The organism is Bradyrhizobium amphicarpaeae, assembly GCF_002266435.3.
In the GTDB taxonomy this organism is placed as follows: domain Bacteria; phylum Pseudomonadota; class Alphaproteobacteria; order Rhizobiales; family Xanthobacteraceae; genus Bradyrhizobium; species Bradyrhizobium amphicarpaeae.
In genome coordinates this window covers 3980307-4004277 of the sequence record NZ_CP029426.2, presented here as the reverse complement: position 1 = coordinate 4004277, position 23971 = coordinate 3980307, and the positions used below count along the sequence as shown (strand labels likewise).

Annotated in this window: 21 protein-coding genes; 14 read left to right on the top strand and 7 right to left on the bottom strand. The window is 64.0% G+C overall.

The genetic code is table 11. The annotated features are described in order from the left end of the window. Window positions 1-9: 9 nt before the first annotated feature. Both CIT40_RS18580 and CIT40_RS18575 read right to left on the bottom strand, forming a co-directional pair. Window positions 10-1032 carry a sugar ABC transporter substrate-binding protein gene (locus tag CIT40_RS18580; RefSeq protein WP_094891730.1) on the bottom strand — a complete coding sequence of 341 codons (1023 nt, stop codon included), beginning with the start codon at window positions 1030-1032 and terminating at the stop codon, window positions 10-12. Window positions 1033-1173: 141 nt separating this feature from the next. Further along, on the bottom strand, window positions 1174-1578 hold the full coding sequence (locus CIT40_RS18575) for a globin (RefSeq protein ID WP_162307561.1): 405 nt from the start codon (window positions 1576-1578) through the stop codon (window positions 1174-1176). A 467-nt stretch (window positions 1579-2045) separates the two neighbouring features. On the opposite strand from CIT40_RS18575, the gene CIT40_RS18570 reads away from it, so the two are divergent. The 10 genes from CIT40_RS18570 to CIT40_RS18525 all read left to right on the top strand — a co-directional run bounded on the left by CIT40_RS18570 (window position 2046) and on the right by CIT40_RS18525 (window position 12859). After that, complete coding sequence (locus tag CIT40_RS18570) at window positions 2046-2432, top strand: DUF2946 family protein (RefSeq protein WP_094891728.1); 387 nt, start codon at window positions 2046-2048, stop codon at window positions 2430-2432. A 342-nt stretch (window positions 2433-2774) separates the two neighbouring features. Beyond that, window positions 2775-4916 (top strand): TonB-dependent receptor family protein, encoded by a 2142-nt coding sequence (locus CIT40_RS18565; RefSeq protein ID WP_094892046.1) that lies wholly within the window; start codon window positions 2775-2777, stop codon window positions 4914-4916. A gap of 26 nt (window positions 4917-4942) precedes the next feature. Further along, window positions 4943-6154, top strand: a complete 1212-nt coding sequence (locus tag CIT40_RS18560) for a sialidase family protein (RefSeq protein ID WP_094891727.1) — start codon at window positions 4943-4945, stop codon at window positions 6152-6154. Next, complete coding sequence (locus CIT40_RS18555) at window positions 6151-6648, top strand: TlpA family protein disulfide reductase (protein ID WP_094891726.1); 498 nt, start codon at window positions 6151-6153, stop codon at window positions 6646-6648. The genes CIT40_RS18560 and CIT40_RS18555 overlap by 4 nt, the downstream gene beginning before the upstream one ends. A gap of 26 nt (window positions 6649-6674) precedes the next feature. Next, entirely contained in the window at window positions 6675-7205 is a 531-nt protein-coding gene (locus tag CIT40_RS18550; RefSeq protein WP_094891725.1) for a copper chaperone PCu(A)C, read from the top strand. A 29-nt stretch (window positions 7206-7234) separates the two neighbouring features. Then, on the top strand, window positions 7235-7753 hold the full coding sequence (locus CIT40_RS18545; protein WP_094891724.1) for a YcnI family protein: 519 nt from the start codon (window positions 7235-7237) through the stop codon (window positions 7751-7753). Next, window positions 7753-9315 (top strand): copper resistance CopC/CopD family protein, encoded by a 1563-nt coding sequence (locus tag CIT40_RS18540; RefSeq protein ID WP_094891723.1) that lies wholly within the window; start codon window positions 7753-7755, stop codon window positions 9313-9315. Before CIT40_RS18545 ends, CIT40_RS18540 begins: the two co-directional genes overlap by 1 nt. Before the next feature lie 144 nt (window positions 9316-9459). After that, on the top strand, window positions 9460-10779 hold the full coding sequence (gene proS / locus CIT40_RS18535; RefSeq protein ID WP_094892045.1) for a proline--tRNA ligase: 1320 nt from the start codon (window positions 9460-9462) through the stop codon (window positions 10777-10779). A gap of 90 nt (window positions 10780-10869) precedes the next feature. After that, on the top strand, window positions 10870-12150 hold the full coding sequence (locus tag CIT40_RS18530) for a lipoprotein-releasing ABC transporter permease subunit (RefSeq protein ID WP_094891722.1): 1281 nt from the start codon (window positions 10870-10872) through the stop codon (window positions 12148-12150). A 7-nt stretch (window positions 12151-12157) separates the two neighbouring features. Next, window positions 12158-12859, top strand: coding sequence for an ABC transporter ATP-binding protein (locus tag CIT40_RS18525; RefSeq protein ID WP_162307560.1), 702 nt, complete (start codon window positions 12158-12160; stop codon window positions 12857-12859). 96 nt (window positions 12860-12955) lie between these two features. On the opposite strand, the gene CIT40_RS18520 is transcribed toward CIT40_RS18525, so the two are convergent. Beyond that, a complete protein-coding gene (locus CIT40_RS18520) occupies window positions 12956-14035 on the bottom strand; it encodes a quinone oxidoreductase family protein (protein WP_094891720.1) in 1080 nt (359 codons plus the stop codon). 109 nt (window positions 14036-14144) lie between these two features. Between CIT40_RS18520 and CIT40_RS18515 the strand changes: the two genes are divergently transcribed. Beyond that, complete coding sequence (locus CIT40_RS18515) at window positions 14145-14918, top strand: helix-turn-helix transcriptional regulator (RefSeq protein WP_094892044.1); 774 nt, start codon at window positions 14145-14147, stop codon at window positions 14916-14918. A gap of 66 nt (window positions 14919-14984) precedes the next feature. Here CIT40_RS18515 and CIT40_RS18510 read toward each other — a convergent pair whose 3' ends face one another. Then, entirely contained in the window at window positions 14985-16259 is a 1275-nt protein-coding gene (locus CIT40_RS18510; RefSeq protein WP_334265194.1) for a hypothetical protein, read from the bottom strand. A gap of 279 nt (window positions 16260-16538) precedes the next feature. On the opposite strand from CIT40_RS18510, the gene CIT40_RS18505 reads away from it, so the two are divergent. Together CIT40_RS18505 and map are read left to right on the top strand one after the other, a co-directional pair. Further along, a complete protein-coding gene (locus CIT40_RS18505) occupies window positions 16539-19688 on the top strand; it encodes a GAF domain-containing protein (protein WP_094891718.1) in 3150 nt (1049 codons plus the stop codon). 85 nt (window positions 19689-19773) lie between these two features. Continuing rightward, on the top strand, window positions 19774-20523 hold the full coding sequence (gene map, locus CIT40_RS18500; RefSeq protein WP_094891717.1) for a type I methionyl aminopeptidase: 750 nt from the start codon (window positions 19774-19776) through the stop codon (window positions 20521-20523). Window positions 20524-20542: 19 nt separating this feature from the next. Here map and CIT40_RS18495 read toward each other — a convergent pair whose 3' ends face one another. The 3 genes from CIT40_RS18495 to CIT40_RS18485 all read right to left on the bottom strand — a co-directional run bounded on the left by CIT40_RS18495 (window position 20543) and on the right by CIT40_RS18485 (window position 22532). After that, window positions 20543-21808 (bottom strand): MFS transporter, encoded by a 1266-nt coding sequence (locus CIT40_RS18495; protein ID WP_094891716.1) that lies wholly within the window; start codon window positions 21806-21808, stop codon window positions 20543-20545. A gap of 153 nt (window positions 21809-21961) precedes the next feature. After that, window positions 21962-22210, bottom strand: coding sequence for a DUF3551 domain-containing protein (locus CIT40_RS18490; protein ID WP_094891715.1), 249 nt, complete (start codon window positions 22208-22210; stop codon window positions 21962-21964). Between the two features lies 1 nt (window position 22211). After that, window positions 22212-22532 carry a DUF3551 domain-containing protein gene (locus CIT40_RS18485; RefSeq protein WP_094891714.1) on the bottom strand — a complete coding sequence of 107 codons (321 nt, stop codon included), beginning with the start codon at window positions 22530-22532 and terminating at the stop codon, window positions 22212-22214. A gap of 253 nt (window positions 22533-22785) precedes the next feature. Between CIT40_RS18485 and CIT40_RS18480 the strand changes: the two genes are divergently transcribed. Continuing rightward, window positions 22786-23508 carry an outer membrane protein gene (locus CIT40_RS18480; RefSeq protein ID WP_094891713.1) on the top strand — a complete coding sequence of 241 codons (723 nt, stop codon included), beginning with the start codon at window positions 22786-22788 and terminating at the stop codon, window positions 23506-23508. Window positions 23509-23971: the final 463 nt, after the last annotated feature.

Here is a 23971-nt window from a genome sequence, read left to right as displayed (position 1 = left end):
CTTGCAGGCTTAGATCAGGAAGTGATCCTGCATCCACTGCATTCCCGCGGCGTTGGCCTTGGTCACGACCGGGCCGTCGGTGACGACGTTCTTGGGAATGCCCTGGCCGCTCTTCTCGCCGCCGACCACGGCGGAGACGCCTGCGATGATGGCGCCGCCATGGATTCGGCAGGAGGGATTGCGCACGGTCGCGAACATGCGGCCTTCGCTCACCGCCTGGATCGCCGGCGGCATGGCATCGACGCCGCCGATCAGGATGTTGGTGCGGCCCCGCGCTTTCATGATGTTGGCCGCCGCAAGCGCCATGTCGTCATTGTGGAAGAACGCCGCGTCGATCTGCGGGTATTTGGTCAGATAGGTTTCCCAGAGCCGCGCGGTCTTGGAGACGTCCCAGTCGGCCGGCTGGGTGTCGAGCACCTCGATGCCGGGGAATTGCTTCACCGTGTTGGTGAAGCCTTTGGCGCGGCCCTGCGCGCCGGTATGACCGAGCGCGCCCTGCGTCATGATGATCTTGCCCTTGCCGCCCATCGCATTGCACAGCGCCTGGGTCACCGAGGCGCCCATGAACTCGTTGTCGGGGGCGAGGAAGGAGTGGACGTTGATCTGGTCGAGCGGCGCGATCAGCGTGTCCATGTCGATCACGGGCGTGCCGGCGTCGATCATCTTCTGCACGGGCTGGGTGAGGGTGCCGATGCCGAACGCCTGGATCGCGACGAAATCCCATTTCTGCGAGGCCATGTTGTCGATCGCGGCGCGCTGCTTCACTGCGTCGAGCTGGCCGTCGAACCAGGTGACTTCGACGTTGAACAGCTTGCCCCAGAACTCCGCGGCCTGCTTGCCCTGCGCGCACCAGGTGGCCTGAAGGCCCGCATTGGAGAACGCCGCCTTCAGCGGCTTCTCGCTTCGTCCGACCGCGGCGGCCAGAGCAGGGTTTATGCCCATGCTGCCGAAAAGGGCAGCTCCGGCGCCGGCGGCTGCTGCCGCCTGAAGAAGATCGCGCCTCGTCGTCGAGAAATCTTTCGTCCCGGACATCGCTCGCTCCCATAAATTTTATCGTCGGTGCGTCATTGATTGCGCAACCGATGTTCGAAAGTGTCTCACAAGAGTTGACGCCACTCAATCTGCAATCACTCGCTGCGCTCCCAGCAAGCCGCGTTGGTGCAGCGCAAAGCGTCAGGCCGGCGCGCCGGCGAATGCGTCGATGTCGGTGAGCAATGTGTCCCAGGCTTGCGCGATCTCGTTGGACCATTCATCGCCGAGCAGATCGCGCAGCGTATCCCTGATGACTGCGAAGAACGCGATGAACAGCTGGCGCGACGTGCCATAGGCATCGTGCGAGGCAAGCTCGCAGGCGATCAGCCGGAAATGCCCGCGACGCTCACCGGTGAAATCGAGAATCGCCTCGATCGCGAGCGCGAGCATCGATCCCTTCACGAACCCGCTGCCCTGCGAGCGGAACATCGCCTGCGTTTCCGGATGCGCGTCGAACAGGCGCCGGTAAACCAGTGGCGTGATATCCGCGCAGCGCATGGCCGCGCGCTCAAAGCTGAGCTCGACCGGATTTGGGGACATATTCATGGGCAAAAGTGCCATGCAGACAAAAAAAGAGCGGGGCCCTGGCCCCGCTCGAAAATTGTGTCGACCCTATTATCCCCGATTCTAAGATTTGCTCTTATTTGACGGGGCGACGCTGCGTTTTGCGCGCCAGGGGCTCCTCCCGAGACTTGGACCACCAGACTGTGACCTCGCGGCCAGCCTGAGCAAGGAGGATGCTAGATCAACTTTTCTCACTTGTCATCATTTTCAGCAACGAATGTTCAAAATTCGAGCAATAGACGAAATGATCGGGCTTTTGGCCCCGCAAGTGTATGACAAATATAAGAAATTGATGGATGCCCGACCCGTTGATTTGCCTTAAATACCGGACGCTTGGCGATAATGGAGTCGTCGGACCTCGATTTTCGACAAATTTGCGCTGGGCCAAGAAGGCGGCGGAACTGATCTCGACTTGAGCCCGGCGCGGTGTTTAGTTAGCCGGCGAACGAATGGTTCGGCGGATGCACGCGCGGCTACAGAAATTCCTCCCCCTGGTCCTGCTCGCCCTGGTGATGCAGGTGCTGGCGCCGATTGCCGCGTGCTGGGCGACCGGCCGGGCCGTTGCCGATCCGCTATCTGCCGTCGTCATCTGCCACAGTGTCAGCGAGCAGGGCGCCCTCGACGATCGGACCGGCACCCCGACCGCGCATGCGGGCGCGTGCGCCCTGTGTTGCCTGGCCCAGGCGGGCGCCTCGCTCGATTCGCCGACGCACGCGGGACTCTCGATTCCGTTCCGCCATGCCGAGCGCGTGGTGTGGCAGCCGGCGGATGCGTCGGCCATCGCCGCTCCCAAGGGTCCGAGCGCCCAGGCGCGCGCCCCACCTCAATTTTCCTGACGTAGCGACAAATCGAACCGTTGGTGCGCGCAATTGTCGTGCCGACGGCGTGCTTAATGGACCGGCCGATGCCGGATGTCAGGAATTCAAGAGATGTTACGCATTCGTGCGATGGGGCGCGCCGGCTTGCCCCTGTTTTTCGGGCTGGTGTCCCCGATCGGTTCAGACGCGCTCGCCCAGCCTGCCTCGGAAGCGATTCCCGCAGTGACGGTCGAGGCGCCCAAAACGTCCCGTGCCAAACCAATCACCCGGCCAACGCGGCAACGCTCCGCTTCGGCGTCGCGGGCAGCAAGGCCGGTCGCGCCGACCGCGACCGATGGCGCCCAGGGGCAAAACAACATCATGTCCACCGGCGCAGCGCGGGCCGGTCTCAATCAAGCGCCGGCCGGCCAGACCGCGACGACCATCGATCGCAGCCAGTTCGACAACCGCCCGTCGTTTTCGGTCGGCGACGTCTTGCGGGACAGCCCGGGCATCTCGATCAAGCAGGGTAATGGCCCGCGCGACTTCGGCATCTCGATTCGCGGATCCAACGCCCGGAACGGTTTCGCCATCCGCAATCTCGTGATCTTCGACGACGGCTTCCCGGTGACGCAGCCGGACGGCCTGTCGCGCAGCGACTTGATCGATCCGCACGCCTACAGTGCGATCGACGTGATCCGTGGCCCCTCGTCGGCGCTCTACGGCAATTATGCGACCGGCGGCGCGCTCAATTTTCGCACACGGCCGGGTGGCACGATCGACGGTGTCGAATACGGCGTCGATGGCGGCAGCTACGGTTACCTCAACAACTACCTGGCGGCCGGCAAGAAGGTCGGGAATTTCGAGGGCTCCCTGTTCGCGAGCGACACACGGGGCGACGGCTATATCGGCAACAGCTGGTTCAATACGCAGACCGTCAACTTCCTCGGCACGCTCAAGGCAACGCCGGACGACCGCTTCACGGTCAAGATCATCAACAACGATCTCAGCGCGCGGCTGCCGCTTCGGCAGTCGCTGAACCAGTTCTACACCAATCCCTTCCAGCAGGGTTGCACGACCGGCACGGGGACGGCCGGATGTCCCACCGTGTCTCTTTTCAACAACGGCTTCAACGGCGGCAAGGACACCGAGACCGCCACGCAGGCCGGGCTCGGGCGAAACGATCGCCGAACCATCGTCGGCGGCCGTTGGGAGCACGACTTCGACAATACGATGACGTGGCGCAACCAGTTCGTGTTTGACGACCGGAACATCAGTCAGCCCACCGGCTCGACCAGTGCGATCGGTGATTTTCCGTCGTATAATTACATGAGCGATCTCACCAAGCGCGGAGAGATTTTTGGCATGGAGTCGACCGCGTTCTTCGGTGCCTTCTACAATACCCTGACAGCTTCGAGCGATACGCGAAATGTCATGCCCGGAGGCAACGCGACGCTCGGCAGGCTGTCGAGCAACCTCTTCAGTGAAACGACCAATTTTGGCGTACGTGCCAGGGAGGAGCTCAAGCTCACATCGGCATTGACGGCAATTGCCGGTATCGGCTGGGAGACGACCCTGCTGAAAGGTGTCAACACAGCGTATGCCTATGCCGGCCCCAGCGGCATCACCACTACGACGCTGACGACGGCAGACCGCCAGTTTCAGAATGCAGCGCCAGAACTGGCGCTGCTCTATAATCTCAACAACGAATGGCTCTTCCGCGGTCGAGTCGCCACGGGATATGGCACTCCGCAGGTTTCGAATCTCTTCGTTCTTCCGACTGGCTTGTCGGGCAACAATACCCAGCTCCAGGTCCAGAAAAATTTGGGCTACGATCTCGGTTTCGACTGGACTCCGAACAACACGCTCAAGCTGAGCGCGACCGGCTTTTACGAGTTTTTCCGTAACGAGATTGTCAACCAGGCAACGCCTGTCGCGGGCGTAAACTATTCGTTCAACGCACCGCGCTCGGAACATCGCGGCATCGAGCTTGCCGCGGACTGGAAGTTCTACCCGGGCTGGCGGTTCATGGCGGCGTACACCTATCTCGACGAAGTCTACACCGAGTATGTCGAGAACATCACCAACGGCGCGGTGTTCGGCTTCAACCGGGCCGGCAACAAGATCCCGGGCATCTCGCCCAACGAGCTGACGGCCCGGATCGGCTATGATGAGTTCACAGGCCCGCTCACGGGGCTCGGTGGTTTCGTCGAGGTCCAGTGGAAGGACTCCTTCTACATGGACAATGCAAATCTGTTGAAGGCGCCGGGCTATGAGCTGGTCAATGTGAACGTCCACTACAAGACCGATCTGCTGTCCGACACGTTCAGATCCCTGAACTTGTTTCTCGAAGTCAGGAACGTGTTCGACCAGACTTACGTCGCCTCGGCCAACAACATCTCCAATACGGTTACGGGGGCGGGCCTTCAAAATCCTGCGAGCGTGCTGGCAAACACGACGGGGTCGATCTATGCGGGCTCGCCGCGCACATTCGTTGCGGGTATGAAGGTGGCATTCAAATGATCCGGGCTTCTCGAAGGGAGCGGGGCATGACCCGAACTGGCCTGCTCGGGATCGTCGCCTGCATGTTCCTGCAAAGTGCAGCGCTTGCACAGATGCGCGCCCCGCATGTGTCCGAAGCTGCGTGCGAGGAACCGACCCTGCGGTGTGCCACCAAGGTGACGCCTGCCTTCAGTCCGGGCGGCAAGTTGTGGCTGGTCTGGATGGCGGGAGGGCAGGTCTCGGTCGCTAGTTCGCAGGATGAGGGCCGCAGCTTTTCACCGCCCACCCAGGTCACGTCGAAACGGCTCAACCTCGATTGGGGACCGGACGCGCGGCCGAAGATCGTGGTCGACCGCAAGGGCGGCACTGCGCTCGCGTTCTCGACCTTCAGGGACGAGGCCTTCAACGGTCAGGTGCTTTACACGCGCTCGGCCGATGGCGGGAAGAGCTTTGCCGAACTGAAGCCCATCACCGCCAACAACGAGAGCCAGCGGTTCGAGGCGCTGGCGCTCGATCAGGATGGAACGGTCTTCGCGGCCTGGCTGGACAAGCGCAATCGCATTTTTGCGAAGGAAGCGGGACAGAAGTACGATGGAGCCGGGCTGTTCTTCGCCTCGTCCAGCGACGGCGGTACCACCTACGCAGAAGCCAAGCTGGCACGTGAGGGCACCTGCGAATGCTGCCGATTGGGGCTGGCCTTCGCCGCGCCCGGACGGCCTGTCGTGATCTTCAGGAACATTTTTGAAGGCGGCGTGCGCGACCACGCGGTCATGACCTTCGCGGACGTCGCGACTCCAGGTGAAGTCCGCAGGGTCAGTGTTGACGACTGGCAGATCAATGCCTGTCCACATCACGGGCCGAGCCTCACCGTTGCGCCGAACGGGACCTATCACGTCGCCTGGTACACCAACGGCAAGGCCCGCAAGGGATTGTTCTACGCGCACTCCCGCGATGAAGGCCGCACCTTCTCCGCGCCCATGGCGCTGGGCCAGCCGGGCCGCAATCCGACGCGGCCGTTCGTGCTCGCAGGTCCTGCTGGGACCGTGATGGTCTGGAAGGAGTTCGACGGCGAGAAGACCTCGGTCCAGCTGACGGTCTCCCACGACGATGGCGAGAATTGGTCGCCGCCAAGGACGATAGCGACCACGAGCGACACGTCCGATCACCCCTTGCTCGTCTCCAACGGCAAGCAGACCTATTTGTCATGGATGACGAAGGCGGATGGTTATCGCCTCACAGCCATCGAGGACCAGCCATGAGATTTAGATTTGCCGGCATTGTGAGTCTCGGCGTCCTGATCGCATCTGCGGCCGCGTTCGGCACATCTCCCGCCTTGAAGCCGTTCGAACGCGGCAGCTGGCAAGGCGTCCTCAGGGGGCACGCCGGCCGGCCCGTGCTCGTGCATTTCTGGGGCGTGACCTGCGGCCCCTGCAAGGTCGAACTGCCGCTGCTCGGGCAGTTTGCAAAGGAACATCCGGAGATCGACGTTGTCACTGTGAGCGCCGATCTCGTGCCGAACCTGCCGGCGGCGACGCAATCGATGCTCGACAAGGCGGGTCTGTCGTCCACCGAGAATTTCATCTTTAACGACGGCTTCGTCGAGCGCTTGCGGTTCGAGATCGATCCGGCCTGGCAGGGCGACATCCCCCGCACCATGCTCATCTCGCGGGAAGGGACCATCACGACGATCGAAGGCTCTGCCGAAATCGCCGACCTTGAAGAATGGTCGGCGCAACAGCTCTCCAAACACTGAAATCGTTCTGCAAAGGAAATACGGAAATGAAAACGATCTCGAAAAACGTGCTTCTCGCTGCATTCGCACTCGCGATCTCCGCAGCACCCGCTCTCGCCGATGACGTTAAGGCCGGCGATCTCGTCATCTCGCAGCCGTGGAGCCGTGCGACACCGGGCGGCGCAAAGGTCGCCGGCGGCTATCTCGTCATCGAGAACAAGGGAACGGCGCCGGACCGGTTGATCGGCGGTTCCGCCGACATTGCCGGCAAGTTCGAGATCCACGAGATGGCCGTCGAGAATGGCGTGATGAAGATGCGCGCGTTTGACAAGGGGTTGACCATTGAGCCCGGCAAGACCGTGAAATTTGCGCCCGGCGGCTATCATTTGATGCTTGAGGAGCTGAAGGGCCCGCTCAAGCAGGGCGACAAGGTGCCGGTGACGCTGCAGTTCGAGAAGGCCGGCAAGGTCGCCGTTTCACTCGATGTCCAGGGCGTCGGCGCGCAGGCCCCCGGCGGCGCCGGGCATTCCGGTCACATGGACATGAAGCCGGATCATTCGGGAATGAAAATGAAATGAGACGGATATGGACTCTCGAAAGGCCAGACATGTCGAAGCAATCCTGCCTGATCCTGATTGCCACGCTCGCCGCCTCGCCGGCGGCGGCGCACGTCTCGATCGAAACTAAGCAAGCCACCGTCGGCGCCTCCTACAAGGCCGTGTTCACCGTGCCGCATGGCTGCGCGGGCTCGCCGACGGTGAAGATCCGGGTGCAGATTCCGGAAGGGGTGATCGCGGTGAAGCCGATGCCGAAGGCGGGCTGGACTGTCGATGTCGTCGAAGGCAAGTATGCCGGAGAATACGACTATCACGGCAACAAGCTCTCCTCCGGCGTCAAGGAGGTGGCGTGGTCCGGCGGCAAGCTGCCGGACAAGAACTATGACGAATTCGTCGTCAGCACGTTCTTAACCGACAGCCTGAAGCCGAACACGGTTCTGTACTTCCCCGTCGTTCAGGAATGCGAGTCCGGCGTCAGCCGCTGGATCGAGATTCCTGCGGCGGGGGCAGGGCATTCGCATGAGGGCAAATCGCCGGCGCCGGGCGTGAAACTATTGCCAAAACCCTGATGCGCCTGCTCGCCACGCTCGCGACGTTGCTCCTCGTTGCCGGCTTCGCAAGCGATGCGTCGGCGCACGCGGCACTTGTCGCGGTCGAGCCGGCGAGCGGCAGCATGCTCGCGACCGCGCCCAAGGCGGTGGAACTGCGATTCAACGAGCCGGTGACACCGGGCGCGATCCGGCTGATCGATGGGACGGGCAGGGCGAGGGACGATGCGCGCGTCAGCGCATCGGGCGAGACGATTTCGGTCGCGATGCCGGCAGATCTGCCTGAGGGCACCGCGGTCGTCAGCTATCGCGTCATCTCGCAGGACGGCCACCCCGTCACGGGATCGATGATCTTCTCGATCGGCACGCCAACGGCGACGAAGCCTGCCGCCGCGGTGGACAGCGTTTTGAACGCGTTGATCTGGCTGACGCGCGTCGGCCTCTATCTCGGGCTGTTCGTCGGCGTCGGCGGCGTGTTCTTCGCGCGCTGGGTGGCGTGGTCGACGACCGGCATGGCAGTCCCGCGCATGGCGCTCGCCGTCGGCCTAGCGAGCGCGGTGGCATCCGTCGGCGCGTTGGGGCTCGATCTTCTCGGGCTGCCACTATCTGCTCTTGCGACCTCTGGTCCCTGGAAGGTCGCTCTTGCGACCAGCGCCGGTCCTGCCCTGCTGGTCGCCTTCGCAGCGATGCTGCTTGCGTGGCTGGCGCTGCGCAGCGCGTGGTTTGCGCGCGCTCTTGCGATGATCGCGTTCATCGGTGTCGGTCTGTCGCTCGCGATGACCGGGCACGCCGCAACTGCACCGCCCGAGGCGTTGACGCGACCGGCGATCTTTCTCCATGGCCTCGGCGTTGCCTTCTGGATCGGCGCGCTGGCCCCGCTCGCCGTGCTGGTGTCGAAGCCGACGACGGCGACGCTTCCGATCGTGAACCGGTTTTCCCGGATTGCTGCGCTCGCGGTGGGCGTGTTGGCCCTGACCGGCCTCGCACTCGCGATCGTTCAGCTCGAAAAGCCGGAAGCACTGGTTGGGACCGGCTACGGGCTGATCCTTTCGACCAAGCTCGTCCTGGTCACAGGGTTGCTGGCGCTGGCCGCGCTCAATCGGTTCCGGCTGACGCCGGCTTTGGCCCGGAACGAGACCGGGACGCCCGCGCTCAAGCGCTCGATCCTACTCGAAGGTGCGATTGCTCTTGCCATCCTGGCCGTCGTGGCCGGGTGGCGCTTCACGCCGCCGCCTCGGACGATCGTGCCGGAGACGCCGTTGGCGATTCACATCCATACCGACAAGGCGATGTTCCAGGTCCTGGTTTCGCCCGGCAAGGCGGGGGCCAATGATGTCGTGCTCCAACTGATGACCGGCGAGGCGACGCCGCTGGCGGCCAAGGAGGCGACGTTGACGCTGAGCCTGCCCGAGCGTGGCATCGAGCCGATGGAGCGGAAGGCCTCGCTGGGGCCCGACGGCTACTGGCACGTGCGCAAGGTGGAGCTTCCGTTTGCCGGCCGCTGGCATATGCGGATCGACGCGCTGGTGACCGACTTCGAGCAGATCACGCTCGAAGATGAACTCGACGTCACGGAGCGTTGAGGCACAGCTCAGGTTGAACCTCAAGTCCAACGGAAAAATGACAGGAATTCCGCTGCGTTAGCAGCTTTTCCTCATTCCCGGTCTTGTGTTTTCGCTCTCAATCCGGTTTCACTGCAACCCACCACTGATTCCCAGAGTATGACCATGCGGTTGTCGCGGTTCTTTCTGCCCATCCTGAAGGAAAATCCGAAAGAGGCGGAGATCGTCTCGCACCGGCTGATGCTGCGCGCCGGCATGATCCGGCAGGAGGCGGCGGGTATCTACGCCTGGCTGCCGCTCGGCTTCCGCGTGTTGAAGAAGATCGAGCAGATCGTGCGCGAGGAGCAGGACCGCGCCGGTGCGCTGGAACTGCTGATGCCGACGCTGCAGCTCGCCGACCTCTGGCGCGAGAGCGGCCGCTACGACGCCTATGGCCCGGAGATGCTGCGCATCGCCGATCGCCACAAGCGCGAGCTGTTGTACGGGCCGACCAACGAGGAAATGATCACCGAGATCTTCCGCGCCTATGTGAAGTCCTACAAGAACCTTCCGCTGAATCTCTATCATATCCAATGGAAATTCCGCGACGAGCAGCGTCCGCGTTTCGGCGTGATGCGCGGTCGCGAATTCCTGATGAAGGACGCCTATTCGTTCGACCTCAACGAAGCCGCGGCGCGCATCTCCTACAACAAGATGTTCGTGGCGTATTTGCGCACTTTCGCGCGGATGGGGCTGAAGGCGATCCCGATGCGCGCCGAGACTGGCCCGATCGGCGGCGATCTCAGCCACGAGTTCATCGTGCTGGCCGAGACCGGCGAGTCCGGCGTGTTCATCAATCGCGACGTGCTGGACCTGCCGGTGCCAGGCGAGGACGTCGACTATGAGAGCGACCTGACGCCGATCATCAAGCAATGGACCTCGGTCTACGCGGCGACGGAGGACGTTCACGATTCCGCGCGGTTCGAGCAGGAAGTGCCGGCGGACAAGCGGGTGAACACCCGCGGCATCGAGGTCGGGCAGATCTTCTATTTCGGGACGAAATATTCCGACGCGATGAAGGCCCTGGTGGCAGGACCCGACGGCGTCGACGTGCCGATCCATGGCGGCTCCTACGGCGTCGGCGTCTCGCGGCTGTTGGGTGCCATCATCGAGGCCTGCCATGACGATGCCGGCATCAAATGGCCGGAGGCGGTGGCGCCGTTCCGCGTGTCGATCCTCAACCTCAAGCAGGGCGATGCGGCGGTCGATGCGGCCTGCGAGAAGCTTTACGCCGAGCTCACGGCCAAGGGCGTCGACGTGCTTTATGACGACACCGACCAGCGCGCCGGCGCCAAGTTTGCCGCCGCCGACCTTATCGGCATCCCCTGGCAGATCATGATCGGGCCAAAGGGCCTCGCCGACGGCAAGGTCGAGATCAAGCGGCGCAGTGACGGCTCCCGCGAGACCATGTCGCCTGCGGACGCGGTCGCAAGACTTGTGGGCTGATAAGGCCGGTCGGCTGAATATTGTTCATCGCCCGAGATCGCGGCCGCCAATCCGGCCACAATTGACCCCGAATCATGGGATTATCGAGCGATGGATGAGACCATGACAGAAACCGTGCAAACCGCGCCTTTCGCGCCATTCGAGTGGATGCTGTCGGCGCGCTATTTGCGGGCGCGCCGCAAGGAGGGATTCATCTCGGTCATCGCCGGGTTCTCCTTCCTCGGCATCATGCTGGGCGTGGCGACGCTGATCATCGTCATGGCCGTGATGAACGGCTTCCGCAAAGAGCTGCTCGACAAAATCCTCGGGCTGAACGGCCACATCCTGGTGCAGCCGCTGGAATCGCCGCTGACCGACTGGAAGGACGTCGCCGACCGCCTCAGCCAGGTCAAAGGCATCCGGCTCGCCGCGCCCGTGGTGGACGGCCAGGCGCTGGCGTCCTCGCCGTGGAACGCCTCGGGCGTGCTGGTGCGCGGCATCCGCTCCGACGACCTCAACAACCTCACCTCGATCGCCAAGAACATCAAGCAGGGCTCGCTCGAGGGCTTCGACGAAGGGCAGGGCGTCGCGATCGGCCGGCGCCTCGCCGACCAGCTGTCGCTGCATGCCGGCGACAGCATCACGCTGGTGGCGCCGAAAGGCGCGGTGACCCCCATGGGCACGACACCGCGCATCAAGCCGTACAAGATCGTCGCGGTGTTCGAGATCGGCATGAGCGAATACGATCTCGGTTTCGTGTTCATGCCGCTGGCGGAAGCGCAGGCCTATTTCAACCGCAGCAACGACGTCACCTCGATCGAGGTGTTCACCACCAATCCCGACCAGATCGTCGCCTTCCGCCAGGCCGTGACGGAGGCTGCCGGGCGACCGGTGTTCCTGGTCGATTGGCGGCAGCGCAACTCGACGTTCTTCAACGCGCTCCAGGTCGAGCGCAACGTGATGTTCCTGATCCTGACCATGATCGTGCTGGTGGCGGCACTGAACATCGTCTCCGGCCTGATCATGCTGGTGAAGGACAAGGGCAGCGACATCGCGATCCTGCGCACGATGGGCGCCTCGCAGGGCTCGATCATGCGGATATTCCTGATCACGGGCGCCTCGATCGGCGTGGTCGGCACGCTGGTTGGCTTCATCGTCGGCCTCGTGATCTGCCTCAACATCGAATCGATCCGGCAATTCCTGTCCTGGCTGACCTCGACCGAGCTGTTCTCGCCGGAACTCTATTTCCTGTCGAAACTGCCCGCCGATATCGACGTTGGCGAGACCACGGCCGTCGTCATCATGGCGCTGACGCTGTCGTTCCTGGCGACGCTGTATCCGTCGTGGCGCGCCGCGCGGCTCGATCCCGTCGAAGCGCTGCGGTACGAGTGAGGGGTTGATGGAGCAGCAGGGGGCGGAAGACGTACCGGTCATTTATCTCCACGAGATAAAGCGGCAGTACTTGCAGGGCGAGGTGCCGCTGACGATCCTGGACGGTGCCAAGCTCGCGCTGTGGGCGGGGCAGTCGGTGGCGCTGGTGGCCCCGTCGGGTTCGGGCAAGTCGACGCTGCTGCACATCGCGGGGCTGTTGGAAGCGCCCGATTCCGGCGAGGTCTATGTCTCGGGCGCGCCGACCTCGCAGCTGCCCGACATCGAGCGCACCCAGCTCCGCCGCACCGATATCGGCTTCGTCTACCAGTCGCACCGGCTGTTGCCGGAGTTCTCGGCGCTGGAGAACGTGATGATGCCGCAGATGATCCGCGGCCTGAAGAAGTCCGAGAGCGTCAAGCGCGCGAAAGAGATTTTGGGTTATCTCGGCCTCGGCGACCGCATCACCCATCGCCCGGCCGAGCTGTCCGGCGGCGAGCAGCAGCGCGTCGCGATCGCGCGCGCGGTCGCCAACGCGCCGCGGGTGCTGTTTGCGGACGAGCCGACCGGAAACCTCGATCCGCACACGGCGGATCACGTGTTCCAGGCGCTGATGCAGCTGGTCAAGGCGACCTCGGTTGCGATGCTGATCGCAACCCACAACATGGAGCTGGCCGGCCGCATGGACCGGCGGGTCTCGCTGGCGAACGGCCAGGTGGTCGAGCTCGAATAGTCAATTTTGCGAAAACAACCCCATGCACAGTAGCCAAGTGCCTGGTTGGACTGACGAAAAAAATCGGCGACGGCGCTTCGTCGCCGAGTGAGGGCCTCAAGGCCTGATCACCGTCATCTTGAACGGGCCGGCATTGGCCGCGGCGTGCGCCACGGCGTCATTGGCATGGTCGAGGTCGAACGCCGTCGTCTGATACTCCTCCAGCCTGAGCAGCCCCGCGCCCACCAGCGCGATCAGCCGGCTCGCGGCATCCGGCGGGTACATCCAGACGCCGTGGATGCTGATGCAGTTGCGCATGATCCAGGGGTAGGGGAGTTCGAGGCCCGCGCCGCCCGCCATGCCGACGCCCCCCATCAGCGCGACGCGTCCGTAGGGCCGCACCGTCATGATCGCTGCGCGCACGACGGTCGGGTTGACCGAGGGCGGCATGATGTCGAGCACGCAATCGACCGGCCCGGGCGCCGCGCGCTTCATCGCCTCGCGGTCGTGATCTTCATTGCCTGAAAGCTTGACCGGTTGCACGCGGCTGCCGAACCGGCGGACAAGGTCGGCGAGGATCGTCTCGTTGCGGCCCGGCATGACCACGCAGGCGGCGCCCATCGCCAGCGCGACCGAGACGGCCGCGCTGCCGAAATTGCCGGTGGCCCCGCTCACCAGCACGGTCTCGCCGGGCCGAAGGTTTGCGGCCAGAAAGCCGCCATAGGGCACCAGCAACGTGCCCAGCGCGCACCATTGCGTTGCCTGCTCGGACGTGATCGCGCCCAGCCGCTTCACATTCTCTGTCGGCAGACGCATCTGCTCGGCAAAGGAGCCGTGGCGAAAATGCTGTTGCAGGCGCATGCCGCCGGGGCCGGCGGCCGTGAGCCCCTGGAGGGCGATATCGGGCGCGACGACATCATCGCGCGAGCGTACCGTTGGATCGCAGAACACCCAGTCGCCGACGTTGAGCCTGGTCGCGTCCGGGCCGATCGCGCGCACCCGGCCGATGCCGCCGGGACCGGGAATGATCGGCAGATCGAGCGCGTAATTGCGTGTCCCGTCAAAAACCTCGTTCATATAGGACAGCACGCGGGTGGCGACGATGTCGACGATGACCTCGCCGGTGCCAAGCACCGGAACGGGGACGGTCTCGATCGCCAGCGGCGAACCGAAGGATTTGAGCACGGCAGCTTTCATGGATCTTCACCTCAAAGTCGGGTGGATCCGTTATGCGCCGCCTTGGACAGAGCAAGAAGGCCTGGTATTATCCTAGTATTGCAGGGGCCCTCCATCCGTGAGCGACATCATGGCCGATCCACGCCGCGTCGAATTCGGCGACTTCCTGAGGTCCCGTCGCGAAAAGCTGTCGCCGAAGACCGTCGGCCTTCCGGTCGGCGGGCGCCGGCGTACCGCGGGGCTGCGCCGCGAGGAGGTTGCGCAACTCGCCGGCATCGGCGTCGACTGGTACATCCGCCTGGAGCAGGGCCGCACGGTGAGCCCGTCGGTCACGACTGTCGATGCGCTGGCCCGCGCGCTGCGCCTCAGCAAGACCGAGCACGCGCACCTGAAGGCGCTGGCGCGCGACGGTGACAAGCGCGTTTTCACCCGCGAGACCGTGCCGCCCCCGATCCAGCGGCTGGTCGAGAGCTTGCCGCATCCGGCCTATATCACCGGGCGGCGCTGGGATGTGCTGGCCTGGAACGCGGCCGCCGAGCAGGTCTTCGCGTTCGGGCGCCTGCCGGAGCAGGATCGCAACACGATGCTGCTGATGATGACCAACAAGCAGACGCGCAGGGCTTACGGAGCGGGTTGGACGGACGTCGCCAAGCGCATGGTCGCGATGTTTCGCGCCACGCACGACGTCTGGGCCGGCGATCCCGCCTTCGCGGAATTGCTGACGCGGCTGCGGCAGGGCAGCCCGGAATTCGTCAAATGGTGGGAAGCCCATGAGGTCCGCGGCACGTCTTCGGGCCTCAAGACGATGTCGCATCCGACGCTCGGCGTGCTGCATTTCGAGCACACCAGCTTTCAGGCCAATGACGATCTCGCGCTGAAGCTGGTGATCTACACGCCGGTGTAGGATGGAGACTACTAATGGCGATGCTGACTATCCGGCGGGCGATCTCAACCTGAAGCAACCCTGCGGCTACGGCGCCGGCGCGGCCGGCGGCGTTGCGCCAGCGCTCGGGAACGGGATCGCCGGCCACGGGCTCTTCGCTCCGGCCGTTGCCGGCGGGCACGATGCGCCGAGCTGCGCCCACACCGAGACCAGGCCGGTCATGTCGAGCTCGAAACTGGCCGTGTCCGCCTTGCCGTCCTGCATCGGCCTGCTTTCACGGATCTGCAGCGTGCGCGACGCCAGCATCGTCGTGACCATGGCAGGATCGACAGCACCGCTCCACATCTCGTATTTGCCGGCCCGCACCGGAGTTCCTCCGGCTTCCTTGGTCCGATCGGCGGCCGCCGTCATCAGGACCGTGCTTTTCCCGACGGTGGCCTCGTCGATCTCGCCCGCGAACATCAGCGGCACGCGCTTCCTGCTTTCGCAATACAGCCGCCATTCCATGGTCCGGAACGACGCGTCGCTCTCCTTCTTCACCGCTGCGATCTTGCTGATGAACGGCGGGGTGCCTTTTTCCAGCCGCCACATCGTCTCGGCCAGCGGTCGCGTGTCTATGCCGAACCGGTAGAGCTCGGGCCGCGTCAGCACGTGCAGGTTTTCGAATTTCACGGTGCGGATCAGCGCATCGAGCTCGCGGCTGATTCCCATCCCCGCAATGAACGCGGCGCGGTCGCGGTCGGCGCCGACTAACCGGCGACGCCGCGCTTCGGCAACCACCTCCGGAGGCGGATTGCCTCGAAACTTGAGGATCAGCCTGGAATTATGCACCGCCAGCGCGGCATCGGGAGCAACCTCGCGAGAGGTGGCTCCGAGAAAAAGGTAGCCGCAGGCCGAGTTGCACATCGCATGATAGGTGGTGAGTTCAGCCTCGACCTCGCCGTTCCCGTTCTTGATCTTCAGGCATGCGGCGTCCAACTGCGTGTCCCCGGCGCATGCCGTCACGATCGTCCGGCCGACGCGGGCGATCGCCTTGCGGCTGCGCAGCAGCCGGGCGATCACATAGGACTGCTCGACGTTCCCGCCGGGCGAATGGAGGTAGATCGGGCGCTGCAGGTCCTTGACGCCGGCGAGGAAGCGGCGAATGCGGGGCGCCGCGTCCTGATCGATCTGGCCCTCGATCGCGATCCAGCGGTCGCAACCCGGCCCGCACGCGTCGGGCGCGCCCTTGGCGAGATAGATCGTCAGTCGGGGGGCAAAGCCGTTTTTCTCGGCCGGCGTTGCTTCGGCGTGCAATGCGCCGGGAAACAACAGCAAGGCCAGGAGAAAAAGGGACCGGACGAGGGCGAATTGCGAGACCATTTGGCGCATCTGGGGCACTTGGTTCTGACGCTATACGACCCGACAGGCGGTCACAACTTGCGGTAGCGCATGTGGTCGCTTTTTTGCGTCTTCGGAGCACGAGGCGGCTGCGCGCCGGACCGCGACGCGGAGGCGCCGAGGGTGCCGGAACCTTAATGCCTTCATGGAGTTGTGAGGGAGCGCGGATGCCCATCTCCCGCAGGCATAGCCGTGGAGCGAAACGGCGCCGCAAGATTGATTTGAACGCTATTCGGTGACGACCAGGTGTCAGGGGGAAAGATGACAACGACGGCCGGGGAGGACTCGACCGATCGCAATGCTGTCCTGGCTGCCCTTGGCGACCATATCCGGGAAATCGGCGACCCTGACGATCTTGCCTACGCCGCGGCAGAACTGCTCGGCCGCAGCCTGAAGGTCAGCCGGGCAGGCTACGGCACGGTCGACACGTCGGCCGAGACCATCACCATCGCCCGTGACTGGAACGCGCCCGGAATCTCGAGCCTGGCGGGGGTGCTGCATTTCCGCGACTATGGCAACTACATCGAAGATCTGAAGCGCGGCGAGACGGTCATTTGTGCCGACGCGGAGCAAGATCCTCGCGTTGGCGACCGCGCTGCCGCGCTCGAAGCGATATCCGCTCGCGCATTTGTCAACATGCCGATCTCCGAGCCCGACGGTGTCGTCGCGCTGCTCTACCTCAACAATGCAAAGCCGCGGGCATGGAGCTCCGAGGAGCTCGTGCTCATCCACGATGTCGCCGAGCGCACGCGAACTGCCGTCGAGCGTCGACGTGCCGAAGCGGCCGTGCGGGAGAATGAGATCCGTCTGCTTTTCCTGGACGCTCTCAACAAGGAGACGGCCAGGACTCGCGATGCCGATGGCGTGATGGCGGTGACGACGAGAATGGTCGGAGAGCATCTCGGGGTCTCGAACTGCGCCTATGCCGACATGGATCCCGATCAAGACGGCTTCACTATCCGCGGGGATTGGGCGGCTTCCGGCGCGATGCATATTCTCGGCCACTACAGCCTGGCCGATTTCGGCGAGAAGGCGGTGCGGGAGCTCCGTGCCGGCAGGCCGCTCGTCATCAACGACAATCTGAAGGAGATCGCGCCGACGGAAGCGGCCGCTTTTCAGAGTATCGGCATAGGCTCGACGATGTGCATGCCCTTGGTCAAGGAAGGGCAGCTCACGGCCCTGATGGCCATTCATCACAGCGGCCCACATCGGTGGACGCCGCGCGAGCTGGCGTTGCTGTCGGAAGTCACCGAGAGATCGTGGGCCCATATCGAGCGGGTCCGTTCGGAGCAGGCCGCGCGAGACGCCGCTGAACGCCTGAGTCTTGCGAACAAGGCCGCCGGTGTCGGTATCTGGGATTATGATCCCGTGAACGACATTCTCCGTTGGGACAACCGCTGCAAGGAGGTGTTCGGTTTGTCGCCGGACGCCGAAGTCAGCTATGACGGCGCGTTCCTGAAGGGCATCCATCCGGACGACAGGCAGCGGGCCCACGCGGCGGTATCCGCGGCCCTCGTTCCCGATAATCCAAAAAGCTACAACATCCAATTCCGGACGATCGGCATCGAAGACGGGGTCGAACGCTGGATTGCGGCGACGGGGCAGGCGATCTTTTCAAACCGGCAAGCCATCCGGTTCATCGGCACGGTTCTGGATATTTCCGCGCAGAAGAAGACTGAGCGGCAGCTTCGGATCCTGAACGATACGGGAGCCTCGGTTGCCCGCGAACGCAACCTCGACAAGATCGTGCAGATCGTGACGGATGCCGGCGTCGAACTGACCGGCGCCCAATTTGGGGCCTTCTTTTATAACGTTCTCAGCGCGAACGGCGGCAGCTACATGCTCTATTCGCTGTCCGGCGTGCCGCGATCGGCGTTCGAGAATTTTCCGATGCCGCGCAACACCGCCGTCTTCGAGCCGACGTTCACGGGGACGGAGGTGGTGCGATCCGACGACATCCTGCAGGACGGCCGCTATGGCCGGAACGCGCCGCACAAGGGCATGCCCGAGGGGCATCTTCCGGTCCGGTCCTACCTTGCAGTCCCTGTCATATCGCGGTCGGGCGAAGTTCTCGGCGGACTCTTCTTCGGCCATGCCGAGACGGGCAGATTCCAGGCAGAGCACGAGGCCGCGTTGCTCGGGATTGCGGGCCACGCCGCCACAGCGATCGACAACGCCGGGCTCCTGACGCGGCTCGAGGCCCTCAATGCCGACCTGGAGCAACGTGTTGCCGACGAGATTGCCGAACGCATGAAGGCCGAAGAGCAGTTGCGCCAATCCCAGAAGATGGAGGCCGTCGGTCAGTTGACCGGAGGGATCGCGCACGACTTCAACAACATGCTGGCCGTGATCCTCGGCAGCCTGAATCTCGCCAAACGACGGCTCGGCAAGGGCGAGGTCAACGTCGACCGCTTCATCGAAGGCGCAATCGACGGCGCAAATCGCGCCGCCACCTTGACGCAGAGGCTGCTCGCGTTCTCGCGCCAGCAGCCTCTTGCGCCTGAGGTCGTGGACATCAACAAGATGGTCGGAGGCATGAGCGAACTGCTCGAGCGGTCGCTCGGCGAGCTTGTACGCCTCGAGGCGGTCCTGGCGGCCGGTCTTTGGCGCGTCAAGGCAGATCCGGCCCAACTGGAAAGCGCCGTGATCAATCTTGCGGTCAATGCGCGCGATGCCATGCCGAAAGGCGGGCGGCTGACGATAGAAACCAGCAACGCCTCGATCGATCGGAAATATGCCAGCGAATATGCATTGTCGCCCGGGCAATATGTTCTCATTGCCGTGACGGATAACGGGACCGGAATTCCGGCCGACGTGCTGGGAAAGGTGTTCGATCCGTTTTTCACGACCAAGGTCGTGGGCAAGGGCACCGGCCTCGGCCTCAGCCAAGTCTACGGCTTCGTGCGGCAGTCGGGCGGTCACGTCAAGGTCTACTCGGAAGTCGATGTTGGCACGACGGTGAAGATCTATCTTCCTCGCTTCGCAGGTGACGAGGGAATTTCGACATCGTCGCGAGAGGTGACGCATCCCGGCGCAAGCCTGCAGAGCGAGACCATTCTCGTCGTCGAGGACGATGAGCGGGTCCGCGTCATTTCGTCCGAGAGCCTGCGGGAGCTCGGCTACACGGTCATTGAGGCCGCGAGCGCCAGGGAGGCGATCAGGATGATCGAAGACGGCCTCGTTCCGGATCTGCTGTTTACCGACGTCGTCATGCCCGACATGACCGGCGCCGAACTTGCGGCCGAACTGTCGAAGCGATATCCGGCTCTGAAGGTGCTGTTCACCACCGGCTACACGCGCAACGCAATCGTTCACAACGGCATGCTCGATGCCGGCAAGCACCTGCTTTCCAAACCCTTTGCGATCGAAGATCTGGCCGCCAAGGTACGCAATCTGCTCGACGAGGGCTGAAGCAGGATCGGGCGACGGAGTCTCTCCGGTTTGCAAGCCGACTTTGCAGGCGCTATGTCCAGGCCTCCCGCACGAGAGCCCTGACATGACAATCTCCGATGACAACGACCTCACGCGCCTGAAGGAGATCGGGCGTATCGTCGCCGCCACGCTGGAGGCCATGGGGAAGGCGCTCGAGCCGGGCATGACCACCTCCGAACTCGACCGGATCGGACGAGGGCTGCTGGAGGCCGCCGGCGCGCGTTCCGCCCCGGAGCTGGCCTATGAGTTTCCCGGGGCGACCTGCATCAGCGTGAACGAGGAGATCGCTCACGGCATCCCGGGCGAGCGGCGGATCGCCCGCGGCGACCTCGTGAACATCGACGTGTCGGCCGAGAAGAACGGCTTCTTCGCCGATACCGGAGCCTCGTTCGCCGTTCCGCCCGTCAACCGCGCGATCGAACGACTTTGCCGGGACGGCCGGCGGGCGATGTGGACCGGCCTGCAGCAGGTCGGCGCCGGCAAACCGATTGCCGGGATCGGCCAGGCGATCGGGACCTTCGCGCGGAAAAAGGGCTACAGCCTGGTCAGGAATCTTGCCAGTCACGGCGTCGGCCTGTCGCTGCATGAGGAGCCGACGGAGATCGCAACCTGGCCCGATCGCTCCGAACGCCGCATCATGACCGACGGCCTGGTGTTCACCGTCGAGCCGTTCCTCTCCATGGGCGCCGAATGGGCGGAGAATGGCGACGACCCGTGGACGCTCTACAGCAACCCCGAGGCGCCGACCGTGCAGTACGAGCACACGGTGATCGCCACCCGCAACGGGCCTTTGATCGTGACGTTGGCGGCCTGAAAGCCGCCGAGGTCGGTGGTCAAGCCGCCGAAGCGTTCCGGGTTGGAGCAGCGCGGCTCGCCGGGGGCATCGCCTCGCCTGAGGTAAAGCCGGCGTCACGCCAGGCCACGATCCAGATCAGGAAACCGAGCAGCGCGAGCGCGGCGCCGACAGGACCGGTGGAGGTCCAGCCGAACCCTGCGCGGATGGCCAGGCCGCCGAGAAATGGACCGAGCGCATTGGCGGTGTTGAACGCCGAATGGTTCAGCGCGGCGGCAAGCGCCTGCGCGTCTCCGGCGACGTCCATCAGCCGCGTCTGCAGGATGGCGCCGAGCGAGACGCTGGCGCCGATTGCGAAGATGTCGGCCGCGAGCAGCCAGGCATTGCCGGCGACAAGCGGAAACACCAGCAGCGCCACGGCTGCAAGCAGCAGGATGCAACCCGCGGTCGGCATCAAGGCGCGGTCGGCAAAGCGCGGAACGAACAGATTGCCGAGCGTGGCCCCGATGCCGAACACCGCAAGGAAGAACGGAATGACGGCGGGACTGACCTTGGTGACCTCGATCAGCGTCGTCGCCAGGTAAGTGTAGACCGCGAACATGCCGCCGAAGCCGACGGCGCCGATCGCCAGCGTGATCCAGACGCGGCCGCTTCTGAGCGCGCCGAGCTCGCGCAGCGGATCCGACCTGCCGGCCTGATCAATTGGCGCGAACAGGGCGCACAACAACATCGTGAGCAGCGCCAGCACCGACACCAGGCCGAAGCTCGCGCGCCAGCCGACCGCCTGGCCGATCAGATTGGCCAGGGGCACACCGATGATGGTGGCGCAGGTCAGGCCGAGCATCACATGGCCGATCGCCTGCGAGCGACGATGCTGCGGAACCAGCGAGGCGGCGACGAGCGCGGCGATGCCGAAATAGGCGCCGTGCGGCAGCCCCGCAAGAAAACGGGCCGCGATCATCGAGCCAAAGCCGGGTGCCAGCGCGGTGAGCGCATTGCCAAGCGCGAACACAGCCATCAGCACCAGCAGCTGCGTGCGCCGCGCGAACCGCGCGCCGAGCACGGCGATCAATGGCGCGCCTAGCACGACGCCGAGCGCATAGGCGCTGATCGCGTGTCCCGCGGTCGGCTCGTCCACGCCGAGGTCGGCGGCGAAGAACGGCAGCAGGCTCATCGATGCGAATTCGGTGGTTCCGATCGCAAAGCCGCCCATGGCGAGCGAGAACAGGACGATGGCGAGGTGACGGGGCGCTGAAGCCGAGGTCGGTCTTGCGCGGCGCGAGGTCGCTTGAGGCGAAATCGTCATGTGTCCTGCATTGGTGGCGTCAACGGGAACCAGCCCAGCCAACGTCGCCACCCCTGCAAGATTTCTCCCGTACTTAAACCCGGATCCGTCCGCGTCAACACCGCAGCGCCGGCGAAGCGCCGACTGCATATCAGTGTCCCGGATGTGCCAACGCTAGTTGGCCGGCCGCGGTCGGCGAGCGGGCTTCCTCGCCGGAAAATACGGGTTCACCACGCATGTCGCCGAACGTCCGACGGCGAGAAATCGGCACTGCTCGAGCGTGCCGTAGCGGCAGTCGAAATAGCCGACGGGGCCGTAGATCTGCATGCACACGGGATAGCTCGGATCGTAGGTTTGCGCGCGTGCAGTTCCGTCCGCGAGGAGCAGGCCGGTTACGGCCAGTGCGAGGCGCGCGCTGGGCATCTCAGCGCGGCAGGTAGGAGCCGGGCGAATAACCCGGTGTCCGCACGCGCGGACGATTCTGGTAGGCGTAGGGGTCGTCGCTTTGACCTGCGAAATACGGATTGGCGATGCAGGTCAGCGCGCGTCCCGATGCGCTCGCCTGACACTGCGCGTAGGTGTCGAACCTGCAATTGCTCAGGCCCGGCCATTCATCGCCGGTGAGGCAGAAGGGATGGTGAGTTCCGAACGCGCGCGCAGGTGTGGAAGCACCTGACACGAGTGCAAATGTGGCGAGTCCGAGCGAAAGTGTGGCGACAATGGGGAGGGCGAGTCGTCTGCGCATTTTCAGTTCTCCATCACGCGAATGTGCGCGCGACGTTGTTACGCGCGCCTGCAACTTATCTCGTGTCGCCGCCAATGGAACTACAGAAAACACTTGTTTCAAAGGGTTTCCAGAGCGCGCTGATAAATCTTCATTAATGAAGCGCGGGCCTTTGGAGCGAACTGTGGCGTCGAGGTTACAGCAATTCCGTCGATCGCTGTTATGACCAACCCACGGCCTGGGGGCCTCACGACGAAACTGGAACGGGACTCAAATGAATAAGAACTTGTTGCTTGCGGCTGTGAGCCTCGTCGCGCTGAGCGCGACCGCGCCGGCGCTTGCTGCTGATCTCGCAGCACGGCCTTACACCAAGGCGCCCGCGATGGTCGCCGCGATTTATGACTGGAGCGGCTTCTACATCGGTATCAACGGCGGCGGCGGTTCGTCGAGCGCGAAATGGGACCTGGTCGGTTTCGGCCGTGATGGTTCGCACGATGCGACCGGCGGCACGGTTGGTGGCCAGATCGGCTATCGCATGCAATCCGGCCAGTTCGTGTTCGGCGTGGAAGGCCAGGGCAACTGGGCCGACTTCTCGGGCAGCCATGTCGGCGCGCTCACCGGCAACACCAACAGCACCAAGATCGATTCGTTCGGTCTGATCACCGGCCAGGTCGGCTACGCCTGGAACAACGTCCTGCTCTACGTCAAGGGCGGTGCGGCTGTGGTCGGCACCAAGTACGACACTTCGTTCGGCGGCGTGTCGCTGGCATCGGCCAACGACACCCGTTGGGGTGGCACCGTCGGCGCAGGCCTCGAGTTCGGTTTCGCCCCGAACTGGTCGATTGGCGCCGAGTACAACCACATCTTCCTCGGTGGCAACGACCGCAACCTGACCGGCCCGGCCGGTGTTCTGGCCGTCAACGTCAAGCAGGACGTCGACATGGGCCTCGTCCGCCTGAACTACAAGTTCGGCGGCCCGATGCTCGGCCGTTACTGAGACAAAACGCTCTTCTGAGCGCGCGTGGAAAAGCCCCGGCCTCGGCCGGGGCTTTTTTATTGGGTGAATTCAGCGAGTTAACCATGGCCATGGGAGGTCGTCCGGCGCGCTTGACTCCATAGAACAAAATGAGAACAATGTTCTTCATACGTTCCAACAAGGGAGCAAGCCATGTTCAGGGTTTTCGTGGAAGAGGCAGCCGCACTGGCGTCGATCACGCTGTTCGTCGGAATGATCGCGATCTGGGCCCAGGTCATACCGCAGCTCTGACGCTGCGGTTCCAGGCGGTGAACCTCCCCGCGACCCACTTGGGGAAAAGCGGGACGACGCGGCGAAGCGGCCGCTCCGGCGTGGACTCTGGCGCGGTGACGCCCCACCATTACGGGGCGAGTCGGCAAAGGCGGGCGGAAGGCGGGGCGGATTCTCCGATGGACCTCCCTGACATCCCCCTGGTGCCGGCGAC

Coding starts and splice junctions, on each gene's coding strand:
- CIT40_RS18560 (WP_094891727.1), top strand. CDS start 4,943: ATGACCCGAACTGGCCTGCTCGGGATCGTCGCCTGCATGTTCCTGCAA.
- CIT40_RS18525 (WP_162307560.1), top strand. CDS start 12,158: ATGGAGCAGCAGGGGGCGGAAGACGTACCGGTCATTTATCTCCACGAG.
- CIT40_RS18540 (WP_094891723.1), top strand. CDS start 7,753: ATGCGCCTGCTCGCCACGCTCGCGACGTTGCTCCTCGTTGCCGGCTTC.
- CIT40_RS18530 (WP_094891722.1), top strand. CDS start 10,870: ATGGATGAGACCATGACAGAAACCGTGCAAACCGCGCCTTTCGCGCCA.
- CIT40_RS18575 (WP_162307561.1), bottom strand. CDS start 1,578: ATGAATATGTCCCCAAATCCGGTCGAGCTCAGCTTTGAGCGCGCGGCC.
- CIT40_RS18520 (WP_094891720.1), bottom strand. CDS start 14,035: ATGAAAGCTGCCGTGCTCAAATCCTTCGGTTCGCCGCTGGCGATCGAG.
- proS (WP_094892045.1), top strand. CDS start 9,460: ATGCGGTTGTCGCGGTTCTTTCTGCCCATCCTGAAGGAAAATCCGAAA.
- map (WP_094891717.1), top strand. CDS start 19,774: ATGACAATCTCCGATGACAACGACCTCACGCGCCTGAAGGAGATCGGG.
- CIT40_RS18510 (WP_334265194.1), bottom strand. CDS start 16,259: ATGGTCTCGCAATTCGCCCTCGTCCGGTCCCTTTTTCTCCTGGCCTTG.
- CIT40_RS18505 (WP_094891718.1), top strand. CDS start 16,539: ATGACAACGACGGCCGGGGAGGACTCGACCGATCGCAATGCTGTCCTG.
- CIT40_RS18555 (WP_094891726.1), top strand. CDS start 6,151: ATGAGATTTAGATTTGCCGGCATTGTGAGTCTCGGCGTCCTGATCGCA.
- CIT40_RS18550 (WP_094891725.1), top strand. CDS start 6,675: ATGAAAACGATCTCGAAAAACGTGCTTCTCGCTGCATTCGCACTCGCG.
- CIT40_RS18580 (WP_094891730.1), bottom strand. CDS start 1,032: ATGTCCGGGACGAAAGATTTCTCGACGACGAGGCGCGATCTTCTTCAG.
- CIT40_RS18545 (WP_094891724.1), top strand. CDS start 7,235: ATGTCGAAGCAATCCTGCCTGATCCTGATTGCCACGCTCGCCGCCTCG.
- CIT40_RS18565 (WP_094892046.1), top strand. CDS start 2,775: ATGTCCACCGGCGCAGCGCGGGCCGGTCTCAATCAAGCGCCGGCCGGC.
- CIT40_RS18570 (WP_094891728.1), top strand. CDS start 2,046: ATGGTTCGGCGGATGCACGCGCGGCTACAGAAATTCCTCCCCCTGGTC.
- CIT40_RS18495 (WP_094891716.1), bottom strand. CDS start 21,808: ATGACGATTTCGCCTCAAGCGACCTCGCGCCGCGCAAGACCGACCTCG.
- CIT40_RS18485 (WP_094891714.1), bottom strand. CDS start 22,532: ATGCGCAGACGACTCGCCCTCCCCATTGTCGCCACACTTTCGCTCGGA.
- CIT40_RS18515 (WP_094892044.1), top strand. CDS start 14,145: ATGGCCGATCCACGCCGCGTCGAATTCGGCGACTTCCTGAGGTCCCGT.
- CIT40_RS18490 (WP_094891715.1), bottom strand. CDS start 22,210: ATGCCCAGCGCGCGCCTCGCACTGGCCGTAACCGGCCTGCTCCTCGCG.
- CIT40_RS18480 (WP_094891713.1), top strand. CDS start 22,786: ATGAATAAGAACTTGTTGCTTGCGGCTGTGAGCCTCGTCGCGCTGAGC.